Origin of the sequence: Pseudomonas sp. FSL W7-0098, assembly GCF_005930585.1 — a bacterium.
In the GTDB taxonomy this organism is placed as follows: domain Bacteria; phylum Pseudomonadota; class Gammaproteobacteria; order Pseudomonadales; family Pseudomonadaceae; genus Aquipseudomonas; species Aquipseudomonas bubulae.
Genome location: NZ_RXHW01000004.1, coordinates 117,190 through 131,741, shown reverse-complemented (window position 1 = coordinate 131,741; position 14,552 = coordinate 117,190). Strand labels below are relative to the sequence as shown.

At 60.6% G+C, this 14,552-nt stretch carries 13 protein-coding genes; 7 read left to right on the top strand and 6 right to left on the bottom strand.

Translation table 11 applies throughout. From position 1 onward, the window contains the following. Positions 1–170 precede the first annotated feature (170 nt). The 6 genes from FHL07_RS08700 to cadR all read right to left on the bottom strand — a co-directional run bounded on the left by FHL07_RS08700 (position 171) and on the right by cadR (position 5,339). Entirely contained in the window at positions 171–797 is a 627-nt protein-coding gene (locus FHL07_RS08700; RefSeq protein WP_138738384.1) for an ABC-type transport auxiliary lipoprotein family protein, read from the bottom strand. Then, positions 794–1,732: an MlaD family protein gene (locus FHL07_RS08695; protein WP_094999771.1), complete on the bottom strand. Its 939-nt coding sequence runs from the start codon at positions 1,730–1,732 to the stop codon at positions 794–796. Before FHL07_RS08695 ends, FHL07_RS08700 begins: the two co-directional genes overlap by 4 nt. 1 nt (position 1,733) lies before the next feature. Next, a complete protein-coding gene (locus FHL07_RS08690) occupies positions 1,734–2,525 on the bottom strand; it encodes an ABC transporter ATP-binding protein (RefSeq protein ID WP_153326752.1) in 792 nt (263 codons plus the stop codon). Between the two features lie 8 nt (positions 2,526–2,533). Further along, entirely contained in the window at positions 2,534–3,664 is a 1,131-nt protein-coding gene (locus FHL07_RS08685; protein WP_094999773.1) for an ABC transporter permease, read from the bottom strand. A 79-nt stretch (positions 3,665–3,743) separates the two neighbouring features. Then, the gene (locus FHL07_RS08680) at positions 3,744–4,784 is read right to left on the bottom strand and encodes a DUF5924 family protein (RefSeq protein ID WP_094999774.1); all 1,041 of its coding nucleotides are present in this window, start codon (positions 4,782–4,784) and stop codon (positions 3,744–3,746) included. Between the two features lie 105 nt (positions 4,785–4,889). Continuing rightward, positions 4,890–5,339, bottom strand: coding sequence for a Cd(II)/Pb(II)-responsive transcriptional regulator (gene cadR, locus FHL07_RS08675; protein ID WP_094999775.1), 450 nt, complete (start codon positions 5,337–5,339; stop codon positions 4,890–4,892). Between the two features lie 86 nt (positions 5,340–5,425). On the opposite strand from cadR, the gene FHL07_RS08670 reads away from it, so the two are divergent. The 7 genes from FHL07_RS08670 to FHL07_RS08635 all read left to right on the top strand — a co-directional run bounded on the left by FHL07_RS08670 (position 5,426) and on the right by FHL07_RS08635 (position 14,472). Next, positions 5,426–7,687 carry a heavy metal translocating P-type ATPase gene (locus FHL07_RS08670; protein ID WP_138738383.1) on the top strand — a complete coding sequence of 754 codons (2,262 nt, stop codon included), beginning with the start codon at positions 5,426–5,428 and terminating at the stop codon, positions 7,685–7,687. A gap of 16 nt (positions 7,688–7,703) precedes the next feature. Further along, on the top strand, positions 7,704–8,567 hold the full coding sequence (locus tag FHL07_RS08665) for a LysR family transcriptional regulator (RefSeq protein ID WP_095017842.1): 864 nt from the start codon (positions 7,704–7,706) through the stop codon (positions 8,565–8,567). A gap of 217 nt (positions 8,568–8,784) precedes the next feature. Beyond that, positions 8,785–9,861: a putative 2-aminoethylphosphonate ABC transporter ATP-binding protein gene (locus FHL07_RS08655; protein WP_095026828.1), complete on the top strand. Its 1,077-nt coding sequence runs from the start codon at positions 8,785–8,787 to the stop codon at positions 9,859–9,861. 1 nt (position 9,862) lies between these two features. Then, complete coding sequence (locus FHL07_RS08650; RefSeq protein WP_138738382.1) at positions 9,863–11,587, top strand: putative 2-aminoethylphosphonate ABC transporter permease subunit; 1,725 nt, start codon at positions 9,863–9,865, stop codon at positions 11,585–11,587. Positions 11,588–11,625: 38 nt separating this feature from the next. Further along, complete coding sequence (locus FHL07_RS08645; protein WP_138738381.1) at positions 11,626–12,648, top strand: putative 2-aminoethylphosphonate ABC transporter substrate-binding protein; 1,023 nt, start codon at positions 11,626–11,628, stop codon at positions 12,646–12,648. A 139-nt stretch (positions 12,649–12,787) separates the two neighbouring features. After that, positions 12,788–13,915 (top strand): TIGR03364 family FAD-dependent oxidoreductase, encoded by a 1,128-nt coding sequence (locus FHL07_RS08640; RefSeq protein WP_133144084.1) that lies wholly within the window; start codon positions 12,788–12,790, stop codon positions 13,913–13,915. Beyond that, the gene (locus FHL07_RS08635) at positions 13,915–14,472 is read left to right on the top strand and encodes a phosphonate degradation HD-domain oxygenase (protein WP_130872170.1); all 558 of its coding nucleotides are present in this window, start codon (positions 13,915–13,917) and stop codon (positions 14,470–14,472) included. Before FHL07_RS08640 ends, FHL07_RS08635 begins: the two co-directional genes overlap by 1 nt. The last annotated feature ends 80 nt before the right edge of the window (positions 14,473–14,552 follow it).

Sequence of the window (14,552 nt, the reverse complement as noted above, 5' to 3'; positions counted from 1 at the left end):
CGATCCCATCGCGAGCAAGCCCGCTCCTACAGCAGGGTGATTAGTGAGAATTTACGAATGCCGGTATCAAGACAGCGGTCTTTAATTGAAGGGAGGTGTGAACCTGGTTTCAACCCTCTCCGCAGGGAGAGGGTTAGGGGGAGGGGCTTTTGGCTCTTGCTTCGGGCTTTTTAACGCTGCGCCTGCCCCTGCTGCATCACCCACTGCACCACTTGTGGCATCAGCACATCACTGGCCTGGCCAAAACCTGCGACCACGCCTGGTACCATCGGGTTGCTCAGCGGCTGGCGCGTCTCAAAGCGTTTGGAAGCAATCACCCGCTGATCGCTGCTGCGTACCAGGCGGGCGTTGTACTGGATCAGCACTTCCGGGCTTTTGCCGTTGTAGTGGGTCTGAAACGCCAACAATTCGCCCCCCAGTTCGTAATCGGACTGCAAGTTGCTGTCATCGGTGCTCAAGCCCTGGATCCTGCCATCCTGCAAGAAGGCCTCAAGCAGACGGTTGCGCAACAGCACCGGGGCCGTATCGCTCCAGCGGGCACCTTTGTAGTTACTGATCAGGTTGCCCTCAGGCACCACCACGATGTTCTGGCTGTTCAACGCGCCAGTGGTCATCGGCTTTTCCAGACGCAATGACCACTTCACTGGCGTACTCTGGCTGACGGCCATAAGTGCTTGCGCCGCCGGCAGCCGATACACGTCGACTATCTCGGGTTTGGGCAAAATCGAGCAGGCGCTGAGCAGGCTCAGACCAGTAGCAAGGGCGATGGAACCTGCCAGGCGATAGGTGCGCTTCATGGGGTGAATTCCTTGTTCTGCTCGCGGCCCAGCAAGTAACCGCTTGGATTGGATTCCAGGCGCCGCGAGATCGAGCGCAATGTGCCAAGGGTTTCGCGCAGTTCATTGACTGCAGGGCCGAGCTGATTCAGCCCCTGCAGGCCGCTGTTGAGCGAGTCCTCATTGTTGTTGATCAGTTTGTTGATCGTCGCGGTGCTCTGCTGCAGCGAGTTCATGGCCTGCTCGGCGCTGTTGAACATCTGTTTGCCTTCGGTGCTCAACAGGCCGTTGGCGTTGCGCATCAGCACGTTGGTTTGCTCAAGCGTGACGCTGGCCTGTTTGCCGACCTGGGCCAGCTGTTTCAATGTCTGGCTGATATCGCCGCGCTGACCGGCAATGGCCGTAGTGGTTTGCTCAAGGTTGTCCAGGGTCTTGCTGACACGGTTGACGTTGTCTTCGGAGAACAACGCATTGGCGTTATGCAGCAGCATATTGACGTTGGCCATCACGTCAGAGCCGTCGGTGAGCAGGCGGGCAATGGGCGAGGGCGAAGCCACGATTTCCGGCAGCTTGCCGTCCTTGCCCTTGAGGGGCGGGCTGTTGGGGTCACCGCCACTGAGCTGGATGATCGAAGTCCCGGTCACGCCGGTCAGCGCCAGCTTGGCCTTGGTGTCGACCTTGACCGGGGTGTTGGCCGCCAGACGAATGCGCGCCAGTACCCGGCGCGGGTCCTTGTCGTCCAGGCGCAATTCGATCACGTCGCCGACCTTGATCCCGTTGTATTGCACCGAGCTGCCTTTGGACAGGCCGCTGACGGCTTCGTTGAACACCACTTCGTAATCCTTGAACGTGCTGTCCATGCTCGCCTTGGCCAGCCACAGGCCAAACAGCATGGCCCCGACGACAATCAGGACGCTGAACAGGCCGATCAATACATGATGGGCACGGGTTTCCATGTCATTGCTCCTTGAGGTGGGTTGCCGCTTCGTACGCGGCGCGGCCACGGGGGCCATGGAAATAGTCATGAATCCACGGGTCGTCGTAGTCTTCGACCTCAGTGATGGGTGCCGCCACCAGCACCCGTTTTTGCGACAGCACCGCCACCCGGTCAGTGATGGTGTACAGCGTGTCGAGATCGTGGGTGACCAGGAACACGCTTAACCCCAGCGCATCGCGCAGTGTCAGGATAAGTTGGTCAAAGGCCGCCGCGCCGATCGGATCCAGCCCAGCGGTGGGTTCGTCCAGAAACAGGATGTCCGGGTCCAGCGCCAGCGCCCGGGCCAGCGCTGCGCGCTTGACCATGCCACCGGACAGTGAAGACGGGTACTTGTCTGCTGCCGACAGGGGCAACCCCGACAGCGCCAGCTTGACGCACGCCAGGTGCTCGGCATCAGGCCGGCTCAGGCCGGCGTGCTCGATCAGGGGCAGGGCGATGTTCTCTTTTACCGTCAGTGAAGAAAACAGCGCGCCCATCTGAAACAGCACACCAAAGCGCCGCTCGATCATTGAGCGCGCCTGTTCATCAAGGCTCATCAAGTCCTGGCCAAACACCCGGACCTGCCCTTCAGTGGGCCGACGCAAACCGACAATACTGCGCAGCAGCACGGATTTGCCGGTGCCGGAGCCGCCGACCACGCCGAGAATCTCACCTTTGTACACATCAAGGTCGAGGTGTTCATGCACGGTCTGGCTACCAAAGCGGTTGCACAGGTCACGCACCTCGATCACGGTCTCGCCGGGTTTGCGCAGGGACGTACTCACCAGCCCATCTCCATAAAGAACAACGCGGCCACGGCGTCGAGGACGATCACGATAAAGATCGACTGGACCACGCTGGACGTGGTGTGGGCGCCCACCGACTCGGCGCTGCCGCTGACTTTAAAGCCTTCAAGGCAGCCCACCGCGGCAATCAGGAAGGCAAAGAACGGCGCTTTGACCATGCCCACCAAAAAGTGCTGCACGCCGATATCCGAGTGCAGCAGCGAAATAAACATGTCCGGCGAGATACCCAGGGACACCACGCAGACCACGGCACCGCCGAGGATGCCCGCCATCATGGCCATGAATGTCAGCAGCGGCAGGGAAATCAACAGCGCCAGCACCCGTGGCAACACCAGCAAGTCCATCGGATCGAGGCCCAGGGTGCGGATCGCGTCGATCTCTTCGTTGGCCTTCATCGAGCCGATTTGTGCGGTAAAGGCACTGGCCGTGCGCCCGGCGAGCAGGATGGCGGTGAGCAACACGCCGAATTCACGCAGGAAGGAAAACGCCACCAGGTCAACGGTAAAAATCCCCGCACCAAAGTTGGCCAGTACCGTGGCCCCGAGAAACGCCACTACGGCGCCCACCATAAAGGTCAGCAACACCACGATCGGCGCGGCGTTAAGACCGATCTGCTCGATATGCGCCACCACCGGGGTGATGCGCCATTGTTTGGGTCGAAACAGGTTGCGCGCCAGGGTCTGCAGGATCAGGCCGATAAACCCCAGCAGTTGCAGGGAGTCTTGCCACAGCTTGTAGACCGCGCTGCCGATGCGGCTGAGCAAGAGGATGCCGACGTTCTGTTCCTGGGCTGCGACCGGCACGCAAAAATCGCGCATCGAGGAATAGACCGTTTGCAGCAAGGCGCGGTCGGCGGCGGGGAGTTTTTGTGCGGTATCGGTCAACTGGCTTACGCGCTCTGCCCCCAGCAGCTCCACCAGCAGCGAAGCCCCGGCCGTATCGATGCTGGACACGTCGTCCAGGTTGATGGCGGTCTGGGCATCGTACTTGCCGACCAGTTGTTCGGTCTGCTGCTTGAGGCGTGTGTAATGGGCAAGCGTCCAGTCGCCGCTGATCAGCAGTCGCGCCGGATTACCGGAAGTGTCTAGTTGGGCATTGCCCGCCATGGCCGTAATAGTCTTAAGCTCCCAGCTCGGTACGTTTGAACGCAGACCTTATGTAATAGCACAATCCGGCAAAAGTGCTTCAGTTTGCCTTAACAACCGCAGGCGCAGATTGATCCAGGTTAACCCTGAAGCGCAAAACGCCGATCAGTTGCCCATCCTCGGTCAACACCCGGACTTGCCAGCGACCCACCGGGTCCGGCGGGAAATTCTGCTTGTGGGTCCAGGCGCGATAACCCTCTTTGCGCCCGCCATGAATATCCAGGGCGATGCGGTCGACCTCCTGGCCGTTGAGTTGCCACACATGGTAAATCCGCTCATTCAAACCCCGGGGCGCATTGATCGAGGTATAGGCGTACAGGCCACGACTGCGCAGCTCGCTGACGCTGATGTGCTTGATGCTCTCGCCCGGCGTGCGGTCCTGCAACTGGGTGGTGACGGCCACTTCGGTCATCCACAGCGTAGCTGGTGGCACCCAGGATCGCAGCAGCCAGCCGGTGCCGCCCAGGGCCAGGACTATCAAGGGCAATACCAGCCAGCCACGCCAGGTTTTCAGCGGCAGGCTCACGGCCAGGCTGGGAATGGACAGCAGCACGGCGGTGCCCAGCGCCAGTTTGTAGCTCTCGGAGGTGGTGAGGTTGAGGATGATCGGCAACGCCGTCAGCATGGCCGCGAACAGGGCCAGGGTGTGCAGGGCCAGAAACAGCCAGCGCCGGGGGGCCAGCCATTTGTAATACAACGGGTCAGTGATGGCGATCAGTGCGCACACGCCCAGAAGTCCGGTAAAGACCAGTTGGCCACTGTTCCAGGTGGTGGTGATAAAGAAAAATGGCAGGACGAAAAAAAAACTTTCCTGGTGGATCATCTGGGTGGCATAGCGCAGCAGCGGTTCAGGTATTTCGCGCTTGAACACCCGGCTGAACAGCCGGGTGAAGGTGTTTTCCAGCATCAACCAGACCCAGCTCACCAGCAGGATCACCGCAATCCAGCGGGCCATGCCTTGCTGGCGGTCCACCAGAATGAAACTGCCCACCCCCGAGCAAAAGCCAAACGCCGCGATCAGCCCTGGATAGCGCTTCATCAACTCAAGGATGCGCTGTAGGTAGTGGTTCCAGTCTGGCATTTGGCAGTTCACATTCTGTAAGGGGAAAACCTGGACAGAATAGCGTTTTAGGCGCTCCGCGTCCGGCACGATTGAAGGGCCAAGGCCTGCATCGGCGCCCTGCAATCAATGCCCGTGGCTTCTGCCCACATGGCTGGGCTCGCCTTCCGGCGGGCTGACCGAGCCGCTGACTTCCAGCTGCTGCAAAATCCCGCAATGCTCCCCGTCAGGCCCCTCGCCACACTTTTGCCGCAGGTCGAGCAATTGCGCCTGCAGGGCCAGCAAACTGTCGACCCGCGCCTTGACGTGATGAATATGTTCGTCGATCAGCGCATTCACGCTTTCGCACTGGTCCTGGGGGCTGTCACGCAGGTTGAGCAGGCTGCGGATTTCTTCCAGGGTCATGTCCAGGCTGCGGCAATTGCGGATAAACGTCAGCCGCTCAACATGGGCCTGGGTGTACAAACGGTAGTTGCCTTCACTGCGCGCAGGCTCTGGCAGCAGCCCTTCGCGTTCGTAATAACGGATGGTTTCGACCTGACAGTCGGTCAATTTCGCCAGTTCGCCAATTTTCATCAAGCAGATCTCCAAAAGGATGCTTGACCCTATAGTGGCTACAGGGTCTTTACTTGGCAACAGGCACCTTTCCCGGACGCAATCTGATGAGCGATTCCATTCACGCACCGAACAAGCATGATCACGATCACGATCACGATCACGATCACGAACATGGGCATGGCGACACGCACGCTCACGCCCATAGCTGCTGCCCCGGCGCAGCGGGACCGAGCGTCGTCAAGCTGGCCGCCGCGGCCACTGCGGGCGCGCGCCTGAGCAGCTTTCGCATTGAAGCGATGGACTGCCCCACCGAGCAGACCCTGATCCAGAACAAGCTGGGCAAGCTGGCGGGTGTGCAGCAACTGGAATTCAACCTCATCAACCGGGTATTGGGCGTGACCCACGACCTGCCGTCCGTCGGGCCGATTGTCGACGCAATCAAATCCCTCGGCATGCACGCCGAGCCCATCAATTCCGGTGCGGATGCGGCCCCGCCTGCACTGCCTGCGAAAAAACACTGGTGGCCTCTGGCCGTGGCCGGTGTGGGCGCGTTGGCGGCTGAAGTGCTGCACTTTACCGATGCTGCACCCACCTGGGTGATTGCGCTGGTGGCGCTGGTGTCGATCCTCAGCGGCGGCCTGACCACCTATAAAAAGGGCTGGATCGCCCTGAAAAACCTCAACCTGAACATCAATGCACTGATGAGCATCGCCGTGACGGGGGCCGTGTTGATCGGCCAATGGCCGGAAGCGGCGATGGTGATGTTCCTGTTTACCGTGGCCGAACTGATCGAAGCCAAATCCCTCGATCGTGCGCGCAATGCCATAAGTGGCCTGATGCAAATGGCGCCGGACAAGGCCACCGTGCAGCAGGCGGATGGCAGCTGGATTGAGCTTGAGGTCAAAGACATCGCCCTGGGCAGCCTGGTCAGGGTACGGCCGGGCGAGCGTATCGGCCTGGACGGTGAAGTGGTAGCGGGCAACTCCACAGTCGATCAGGCGCCGATCACCGGTGAAAGCCTGCCCATCGAGAAAGCGCTGGGCGACAAAGTCTTCGCGGGCACCATCAACCAGTCCGGCGCCCTGGAATACCGGGTGACGGCAGCGGCCAACAACTCGACCCTGGCGCGGATCATTCACGCTGTAGAGCAGGCCCAGGGCGCCCGGGCACCGACCCAGCGTTTCGTCGACAGCTTCGCGAAAATCTATACCCCGCTGGTGTTTGCCTTTGCCCTGGCAGTGGCGGTGATCCCGCCGTTGTTTATGGGCGGCGTATGGTTTGACTGGATCTACCGTGCACTGGTGTTACTGGTGGTGGCGTGCCCTTGTGCGCTGGTGATTTCGACGCCGGTAACCATCGTCAGCGGCCTGGCGGCTGCGGCCCGCAAGGGGATTTTGGTCAAGGGCGGGGTGTACCTGGAAGGCGGCCACAAGCTCGACTTCCTGGCCCTGGACAAGACCGGCACCATCACCCACGGCAAACCGGTGCAAACCGATTACCTGCCCCTTGATCCGCTGGTCACTGACAGCGCGGTGCTGTTGGCCGCCAGCCTTGCAAGCCGTTCCGATCATCCGGTGTCGCTGGCTGTGGCTAATGCTGCTGTGGATAAGAATCTGCCTTTGAGTGCTGTGGATAACTTCACCGCGCTGGCGGGACGCGGAGTGCGTGGCGAAATCGACGGCAAGCTCTACCACCTGGGCAATCACCGCCTGGTTGAAGAATTGGGCCTGTGCTCTCCTGAACTCGAGACCGAGCTGTTTGCGCTGGAAGAACAGGGCAAAACCGTGATCTTGCTGTGCGACAGCGCAGGCCCGCTGGCGCTGTTCGCCGTGGCAGACACAGTCAAGCAAACCAGCCGTGAAGCGATCCGCGAGTTGCATGAGTTGGGCATCAAGACCCTGATGCTGACCGGCGATAATCCTCACACGGCCAACGCCATTGCCGCCCAGGTCGGTATCGACGAAGCCCAGGGCAACCTGCTCCCGGAAGACAAGCTCAAGGCGATCGAAGCGCTGTATGCCAAGGGCCATCATGTAGGCATGGTGGGCGACGGCATTAATGACGCTCCGGCCCTGGCCCGTGCCGAGATCGGCTTTGCCATGGCCGCGGCAGGTACGGATACCGCGATCGAGACCGCCGATGTTGCCCTGATGGACGACGATCTGCGCAAGATACCGGCTTTTATTCGCCTGTCACGGCAGACCTCCAGCATCCTGAAACAGAACATTGCCTTGGCATTGGTCATCAAGGCGATCTTTCTTGCGGTAACCTTCCTCGGTTTGGCCACCATGTGGATGGCCGTGTTTGCCGACATGGGCGTCAGCCTGTTGGTGGTGTTCAACGGTTTGCGCCTGTTGCGCAAATAGATCAAGAGGGGCTGTTGTGCTGAGTGCCGAGCTGAAAGCGTTTTACCGGGTGGCCCAACTGGGCAGCATTACTCAGGCCGCCAAAAAGCTCGGGCTGAGCCAGCCGACTGTGACCACGCAAATCCGCAACCTCGAAAGCCAGTACGGTGTAGAGCTGTTTTACCGTGGCGGCCGGCGCCTGACCCTCAGCGATGACGGCGTACGCCTGCTGCCGATGGTCAAGGCGTTGCTGCAGCAAGAAGCCGATATCGAATTCTTTTTGCGCAACAGCGGCCAGGGCACCGGCATGCTGCGCATTGCCGCGACCGCGCCGTATTACATCCTGGATCTGGTCAAAGCCTTTCGCGAACGCTTGCCGCAGATCGAGGTGGCGGTGGATATCGGCAACTCCCAGCAGGTGCTGGAGGCACTGGACGAATACCGGGTCGATATCGCGGCTTCCTCACAACTGGTGGAAGACCCGCGCCTGATCCGCCGCGTCCTGGGTGCCGATCCGCTGGTGCTGGCGGTGCATCGCAATCACCCATTGGCCAAGCTAGAGCATGTACCGCTCAGTGCGCTGGCCGGGCATTGCTTGTTGATGCGTGAGCAAGGTTCGACTACGCGCCAGTTGACCGAAGACCTGCTGGCCAATGCCGGGGTGAGTTTTGGTCCGCTGCTGGAAATTGGCAGCCGGGAGTCGATCCGCGAAGCGGTGCTGCGCAATATCGGCATCAGCATCATCGCTCGCCAGGAAGTACCTCATGACCCGCAGTTACGGGTACTGACCCTTGAGAATGCGCCAGTGATCCATGAGTACCTGTACTGCCTCAAAGAGCGAAAAGCCGCGCGTTTGCCGGCGGCGTTTCTGGGGCTGGCGCAGGAAATGGCCCCGGCCTGACCACAACCACTGTGGGAGCGGGCTTGCTCGCGATGCAGACGATGCGGTGTGTCAGGCAAAACGCGGTAAGGCCATCGCGAGCAAGCCCGCTCCCACAATGACCCTGCACCCATACCCAAATCCACCAATACCACTATCGGCTGCTTTGGCCTTGCTGCCACATCTTGTACGCATTGCATCTCTAGGATGGCCCTTATCTGCTTGATGAGGTGCATCCATGAACAGCTCGAACACAACCGCTTTTACCCAGCCCGGCGTGCCGATGAAGGTGCGCAATGTGAGCAAGCGCTTTGGCGCCTTTACCGCGCTGGATAACGTCTCGCTGGAGGTGGCTGCAGGCGAGCTGGTGTGTCTGCTCGGCCCGTCCGGTTGCGGCAAGACCACGCTGTTGCGTTGTATCGCAGGCCTGGAGCATCAGGACAACGGCGCACTGTACCTGGGTGATCGCGATGTCTCCGAGCTGGCGCCGCAGGCCCGTGATTACGGGATTCTGTTTCAGTCCTATGCTTTGTTCCCAAATCTGACTGTTGAGGCCAACATTGCCTACGGCCTGGCTGGCAGCAATCGTGAGGTGGTGCGCAAGCGCGTCGGCGACATGCTGGAGCTGGTGGGCCTGACCGGCAGCGAAAAGAAATTCCCGGGTCAGCTTTCCGGTGGCCAGCAGCAGCGGGTCGCCCTGGCCCGTGCCCTGGCGCCATCGCCGTCTCTGCTATTACTCGACGAGCCAATGTCGGCCCTGGATGCCCGCGTCCGTGAGCATTTATGTACCGAACTGCGCCAATTGCAGCGCAGCCTGGGCATCACCACGCTGATGGTCACCCACAATCAGGACGAAGCCATGCTGATGGCCGACCGTATTGCTGTGATGAACAACGGCAAGGTCGAGCAGTACGCCACCCCGCAAGAAATCTACGACAAGCCGGCCACGCCGTTTGTCGCCGAATTTGTGGGGCAGGGCAACTGGCTACCGTTTTTGCGCAACAGTGCCACCCACGCTCAGGTCGGCGGCATGAACATGCGCCTGGCAGATGACGCTGGCCGCGCCGCCTCGGGGCGTTTGTTCTGCCGTCCCGAAGCCATCAGCGTCAATCCGGTACTGCATCAGGAAAACCTGTTCCCGGCCCGGGTTCGGGAAATTACCTTTCTTGGCAATCGCTGCCGCATGAGCTTCGAACTCAACCACCTGCCGGGTCATGCCCTGACGGCCGAAGTCGGCAGTCAGGACCTGCCGCGCCTCGGCACACCGGATATTTTTGTCGCCCTGCCACCCGGCAGCCTGCAGGTGTTTGCCTGACATGGCCGCTGAAATGGCCCTGCCATTGCCCGGCAAAATGTCCCGCCAAGCCAGCAGAGCGGAACTCGGTGACCGTATCTTCGTGGTCGGCGGCAAGCTGCTGTTACTGTTGTTGTTGAGCGTGGCGGTGCTGATGCCGTTGCTGGCAATCTTCTGGCGCGGCTTTAGTGCCGAAGACGGCCAGGGCGGCGGCTGGGTCGCGGCGCGAGAACTGGTCACCAGCGCCAACTTTCACTGGCTGCTGGGTAATAGCCTTAAGGTTTCCCTCAGCGTGGCGGCCATCGTCGTACCGCTGGCGTATCTGTTTGCCTACGCCCTGCAAAGGACCATGATCCCCGGCAAACGCATCTGGCGCGGGTTGTCGTTGCTGCCACTGATGGCACCTTCAATGCTGCCGGGCATCGCGCTGGTGTATCTGTTTGGTAACCAGGGCATGTTACGTGGGCTGGTTAGCGACAATATCTACGGCTTCTGGGGCATCGTTCTCGGTGAGGCCATCTACACCTTCCCGCACGCCTTGATGATTTTGCTGTCGGCTTTGTCTCTGGCCGATGCACGTTTGTTTGACGCTGCATCGAGCATGGGGGCCGGGCCTTTCAAGGCCTTTCGCAGCATTACCTGGCCGGGCACCAAACAGGCCGTGTTTGCCGCGTTCTGCCTGGTCTTCACCCTGACCATCACCGACTTCGGTGTGCCCGTGGTGGTGGGTGGCGACTATCAGGTGCTGGCGCTTGAAGCCTACAAGGCCGTAGTCGGCCAGCAGCAATTCGGTCGCGGCGCCTTGATCGGCATGGTCCTGCTGTTGCCTGCACTGTTCAGTTTCGGCGTTGATGCCTGGCTGCGCCGCCAGCATGGCGATTCGATGAGTGGCCGCGCCCAGGTGTTCAAACCCGTGCCGTCGAAGGGCCGTGACCGCTATTATCTGGCCATTGTGTTGCTGATTTGCGCCACCCTGTTGCTGGTCTTCGGGATGGCGGTGTACTCGTCGCTGGTCAAGTTCTGGCCATATAACCTGTCGCTATCGCTCAACCACTACCAGTTCAACGACACCGCAGGCGGCGGCTGGCTGGCCTATCGCAACAGTGTAACGATGGCGCTGTGTACGGCGGTGATTGGCAGTCTGGTGATCTTCACCGGCGCCTATCTGATGGAGAAAACCAGAAGCCAGAAAGGCCTCAACCTGGCCCTGCGCATGCTCAGCTTTGTACCGATGGCCGTGCCGGGGCTGGTGCTGGGACTGGGCTACGTGTTCTTTTTCAACCTGCCGGGCAACCCGCTGCATGTGCTCTACGGCACCATGACCCTGCTGGTGGCCTGCACCATTGCGCATTATTTGACCACTGCACAAATGACTGCGACCACGGCCCTGCGCCAGCTCGACGGCGAATTCGAAGCCGCCGCACTGTCGCTCAAGGCGCCGCTCTATCGCCATTACTGGCGCGTCACCGTGCCGATCTGTCTACCCGCACTGCTGGACATCATGCGCTACCTGTTTGTCTCGGCGATGACCACCGTGTCGGCGGCGATCTTCCTTTACAGCCCCGACACCATCCTCGCGGCGGTGGCGGTGCTGAACATGGACGACGCCGGCAACGTTGGCGGCGCGGCGGCGATGTCGACCCTGATCCTGTTCACTTCGGCGGGTATGTCCTTGCTGCTGGCATGGGCTTCGCGCGGTTTGCTGCGCCGCTCCCAGGCCTGGCGCCAGGGTGCGCCCGCGCAATAACAACAACCCTGCCCCTACACCCCAAAAGGAACCGCACCATGTTCAAGCCTCTTGCTCTTGCCGCTGCTGTCCTCACTGCTTTTAGCTTCAATGCGTTCGCTGCCAAAACTGAACTGACCGTGTACACGGCCCTGGAAGCCGAACAGCTCAAGACCTACAAGCAGGCCTTTGAAAAGGCCAACCCGGACATCGAGATCAAGTGGGTGCGCGATTCCACGGGCATCATCACCGCCAAGCTGCTGGCGGAAAAAGCCCGTCCGCAAGCAGATGCGGTGTGGGGCCTGGCGGCATCCAGCCTGGCGATCCTCGACCAGCAGGGCATGCTGCAAAGCTACGCCCCCAGGGACCTGGCCAAGATCGGCGGCAACTACCGCGATGCAGCCAACCCGCCGGCCTGGGTGGGCATGGACGTGTGGGCCGCGACCATTTGCTTCAACACCATCGAGGCGGAAAAACAGGGCCTGAGCAAGCCGGTGAGCTGGCAGGACCTGACCAACCCTGAATACAAGGGCAAAATCGTGATGCCCAACCCGGCCTCGTCCGGCACCGGCTTTCTGGATGTGAGCGCCTGGCTGCAGACCTTCGGCGAGAAACAGGGCTGGCAATTTATGGACGACCTGCACCAGAACATCGGCCAGTACGTTCATTCAGGTTCCAAGCCTTGCAAGCTGGCAGCTGCGGGGGAATTCCCGATCGGTATCTCCTTTGAATACCCGGCCGTACAGCTCAAGCGTCAGGGGGCACCGCTGGATATCGTGTTGCCTAAAGAAGGCCTGGGTTGGGAAATCGAAGCGACGGCTGTAATCAAGGGGACGCCGCACGAAGAGGCAGCAAAAAAGCTGGCTGACTTCTCCGCAAGCCCCGCGGCGATGGAGCTTTATAAAGAGAACTTCGCGGTACTCGCCCAGCCCGGCATCGCCAAGCCACAGACCGAGCTGCCAGCCGACTACGAGCAGCGCCTGATCAAGAACGACTTCGCCTGGGCCTCGCAGAACCGCGACAGCATCCTGGCCGAATGGCGCAAGCGCTATGACGGCAAGTCCGAGAAAGCGGCGCAGTAGTTTTGTAGCCACAAAAGACCTGTGGGAGCGGGCTTGCCCGCGATTGGATCGCTGCGGTTGGACAGCCGCACCGCGGCGCTTGTATCGCGAGCAAGCCCGCTCCCACAAGGGAAGTGAAGTTGCCCTTCAGGACATCGTGATGACTCAACCAATCCTTATCGTCGGCGCCGGCATTCTGGGCTTGTCCCACGCCTACGCCGCTGCAAGACGCGGTCTCAAGGTACGCGTCTTCGAACGCACCGCCACGCCACTGGGCGCCTCGGTGCGCAATTTCGGCCAGGCGCTGGTCACCGGCCAACCACCGGGCGTGATGCTCGATCTGGCCCGTGCCAGCCGCGACATTTGGGCAGTCTGGGCGCAGCGCGCAGGCTTTGATCTCAAGCGCAACGGCTCGTACCTGTTCGCCCGCACCGAAGCCGAAGAGCACTTGCTTGAGGCGTTCTGCCAAGGTCGTGCACGCGAGTTCGGCTACCGCGCCGAATTATTGCGCGGTGCAGAAATGGATGCGCTGTACGGTGGCCAGTTCAGCCATCATCGCGCCGCTTTGCATGGCCTTGACGACCAGCAGGTGTATTCGCGCGAAGCCATCCCGGCCCTTATCAACTATTTGCAGTGTGAGCTGGGCGTCGAATTTCATTTTTCGACCCTGGTGCGCGAAGTCGAACCCGGTCAGGTCCATACCACGGCGGGGAGTTTCAAGGGTTCGCAGGTGATTGTGTGCTCGGGGCACGATTACCTGACCCTGCTGGCCGAGCCACTGGCCCGGCTCAACCCGAAGATCTGTCGCCTGCAAATGCTGCGCGTGCGGCCCAAGGTCAACTTGAGGCTGCAACACGCCCTGCTGACCGGCCTGAGCTGTGTGCATTACGGCGCTTTTGCCGACTTGCCCGAAGCGGCGCCAGTGCAGGCCGAAATCCAGCGTGACAGCCCGCATCTGGAGCAGCACGGCATTCACCTGCTGATCAGCCCGACGCCTTATGGTGATTTGATCGTCGGCGATTCACATGATTACAGTGAGGATCCCTCACCCTTCAACGGCGAACAGGTGGATAACTGGATGCTGCAACTGTGCGAAGACACACTGGGCTGTGAAGTGCAGGTGGTCGAGCGCTGGCAGGGCGTCTATGGTGCCAAAGGGGCCAGGCCTTTTACCTGGCTGCAGGTGGCGCCCGGCTTGAATGCGGCGCTGATGCACACCGGCGTGGGCATGAGCGTGGGCCCGGCGATGGCCGAGGGCAATATCGCCCGGATGCTGGAGGAGATGTGATGACACACGCACAGCAAGTGGTTGAAGACATTTTTGGTTTGTACCGGCAATACGGTACCGATGATTACATCGGCGAGCCGGTGTCACAGATCGAGCATATGTCCCAGGCCGCGCAGCTTGCGCTGGATGAAGGTTATGACGATGAAGTGGTGTTGGCCGCGTTCTTTCACGATATCGGGCACTTTTGCGTCAATGATGCGAAGAACATGGATGGATACGGTGTAGTCAGCCATGAGCGGGTGGGCGCCGATTATCTGCGCCGTGCCGGGTTTAGCGAGCGGCTGGCCAAACTGGTGGAATACCACGTACAGGCCAAGCGTTACCTGACTTTGCGTCAGCCGGGGTATTTCGATTTGTTGAGTGAGGCGAGCATTCGCACCCTGGGTTATCAGGGCGGGGTGATGAGCGAGGCCGAGGCGGATGCCTTCGAGCAGGACCCGTTGTGCGGGTTGAGCCTGCGCATGCGGGTATGGGATGAACAGGCCAAGCAGATGCATGTGCCAGTTATCGACCTGCAAATCCTCAAGGCCAAAGCCGTCCGCCTGTTAGAGGGTTAAGTACCCATTCTTGTGGGAGCGAGCCTGCTCGCGAAACAAACGACGCGGTGTATCAGTGATGATCCAATCGCGAGCAGGCT

Bases quoted from the DNA above. Each gene is read 5' to 3' on its own strand.
- FHL07_RS08650 (WP_138738382.1), top strand. From the start codon at position 9,863: ATGGCCGCTGAAATGGCCCTGCCATTGCCCGGCAAAATGTCCCGCCAA.
- FHL07_RS08655 (WP_095026828.1), top strand. From the start codon at position 8,785: ATGAACAGCTCGAACACAACCGCTTTTACCCAGCCCGGCGTGCCGATG.
- FHL07_RS08685 (WP_094999773.1), bottom strand. From the start codon at position 3,664: ATGGCGGGCAATGCCCAACTAGACACTTCCGGTAATCCGGCGCGACTG.
- FHL07_RS08670 (WP_138738383.1), top strand. From the start codon at position 5,426: ATGAGCGATTCCATTCACGCACCGAACAAGCATGATCACGATCACGAT.
- FHL07_RS08680 (WP_094999774.1), bottom strand. From the start codon at position 4,784: ATGCCAGACTGGAACCACTACCTACAGCGCATCCTTGAGTTGATGAAG.
- FHL07_RS08700 (WP_138738384.1), bottom strand. From the start codon at position 797: ATGAAGCGCACCTATCGCCTGGCAGGTTCCATCGCCCTTGCTACTGGT.
- FHL07_RS08635 (WP_130872170.1), top strand. From the start codon at position 13,915: ATGACACACGCACAGCAAGTGGTTGAAGACATTTTTGGTTTGTACCGG.
- FHL07_RS08645 (WP_138738381.1), top strand. From the start codon at position 11,626: ATGTTCAAGCCTCTTGCTCTTGCCGCTGCTGTCCTCACTGCTTTTAGC.
- cadR (WP_094999775.1), bottom strand. From the start codon at position 5,339: ATGAAAATTGGCGAACTGGCGAAATTGACCGACTGTCAGGTCGAAACC.
- FHL07_RS08640 (WP_133144084.1), top strand. From the start codon at position 12,788: ATGACTCAACCAATCCTTATCGTCGGCGCCGGCATTCTGGGCTTGTCC.
- FHL07_RS08695 (WP_094999771.1), bottom strand. From the start codon at position 1,732: ATGGAAACCCGTGCCCATCATGTATTGATCGGCCTGTTCAGCGTCCTG.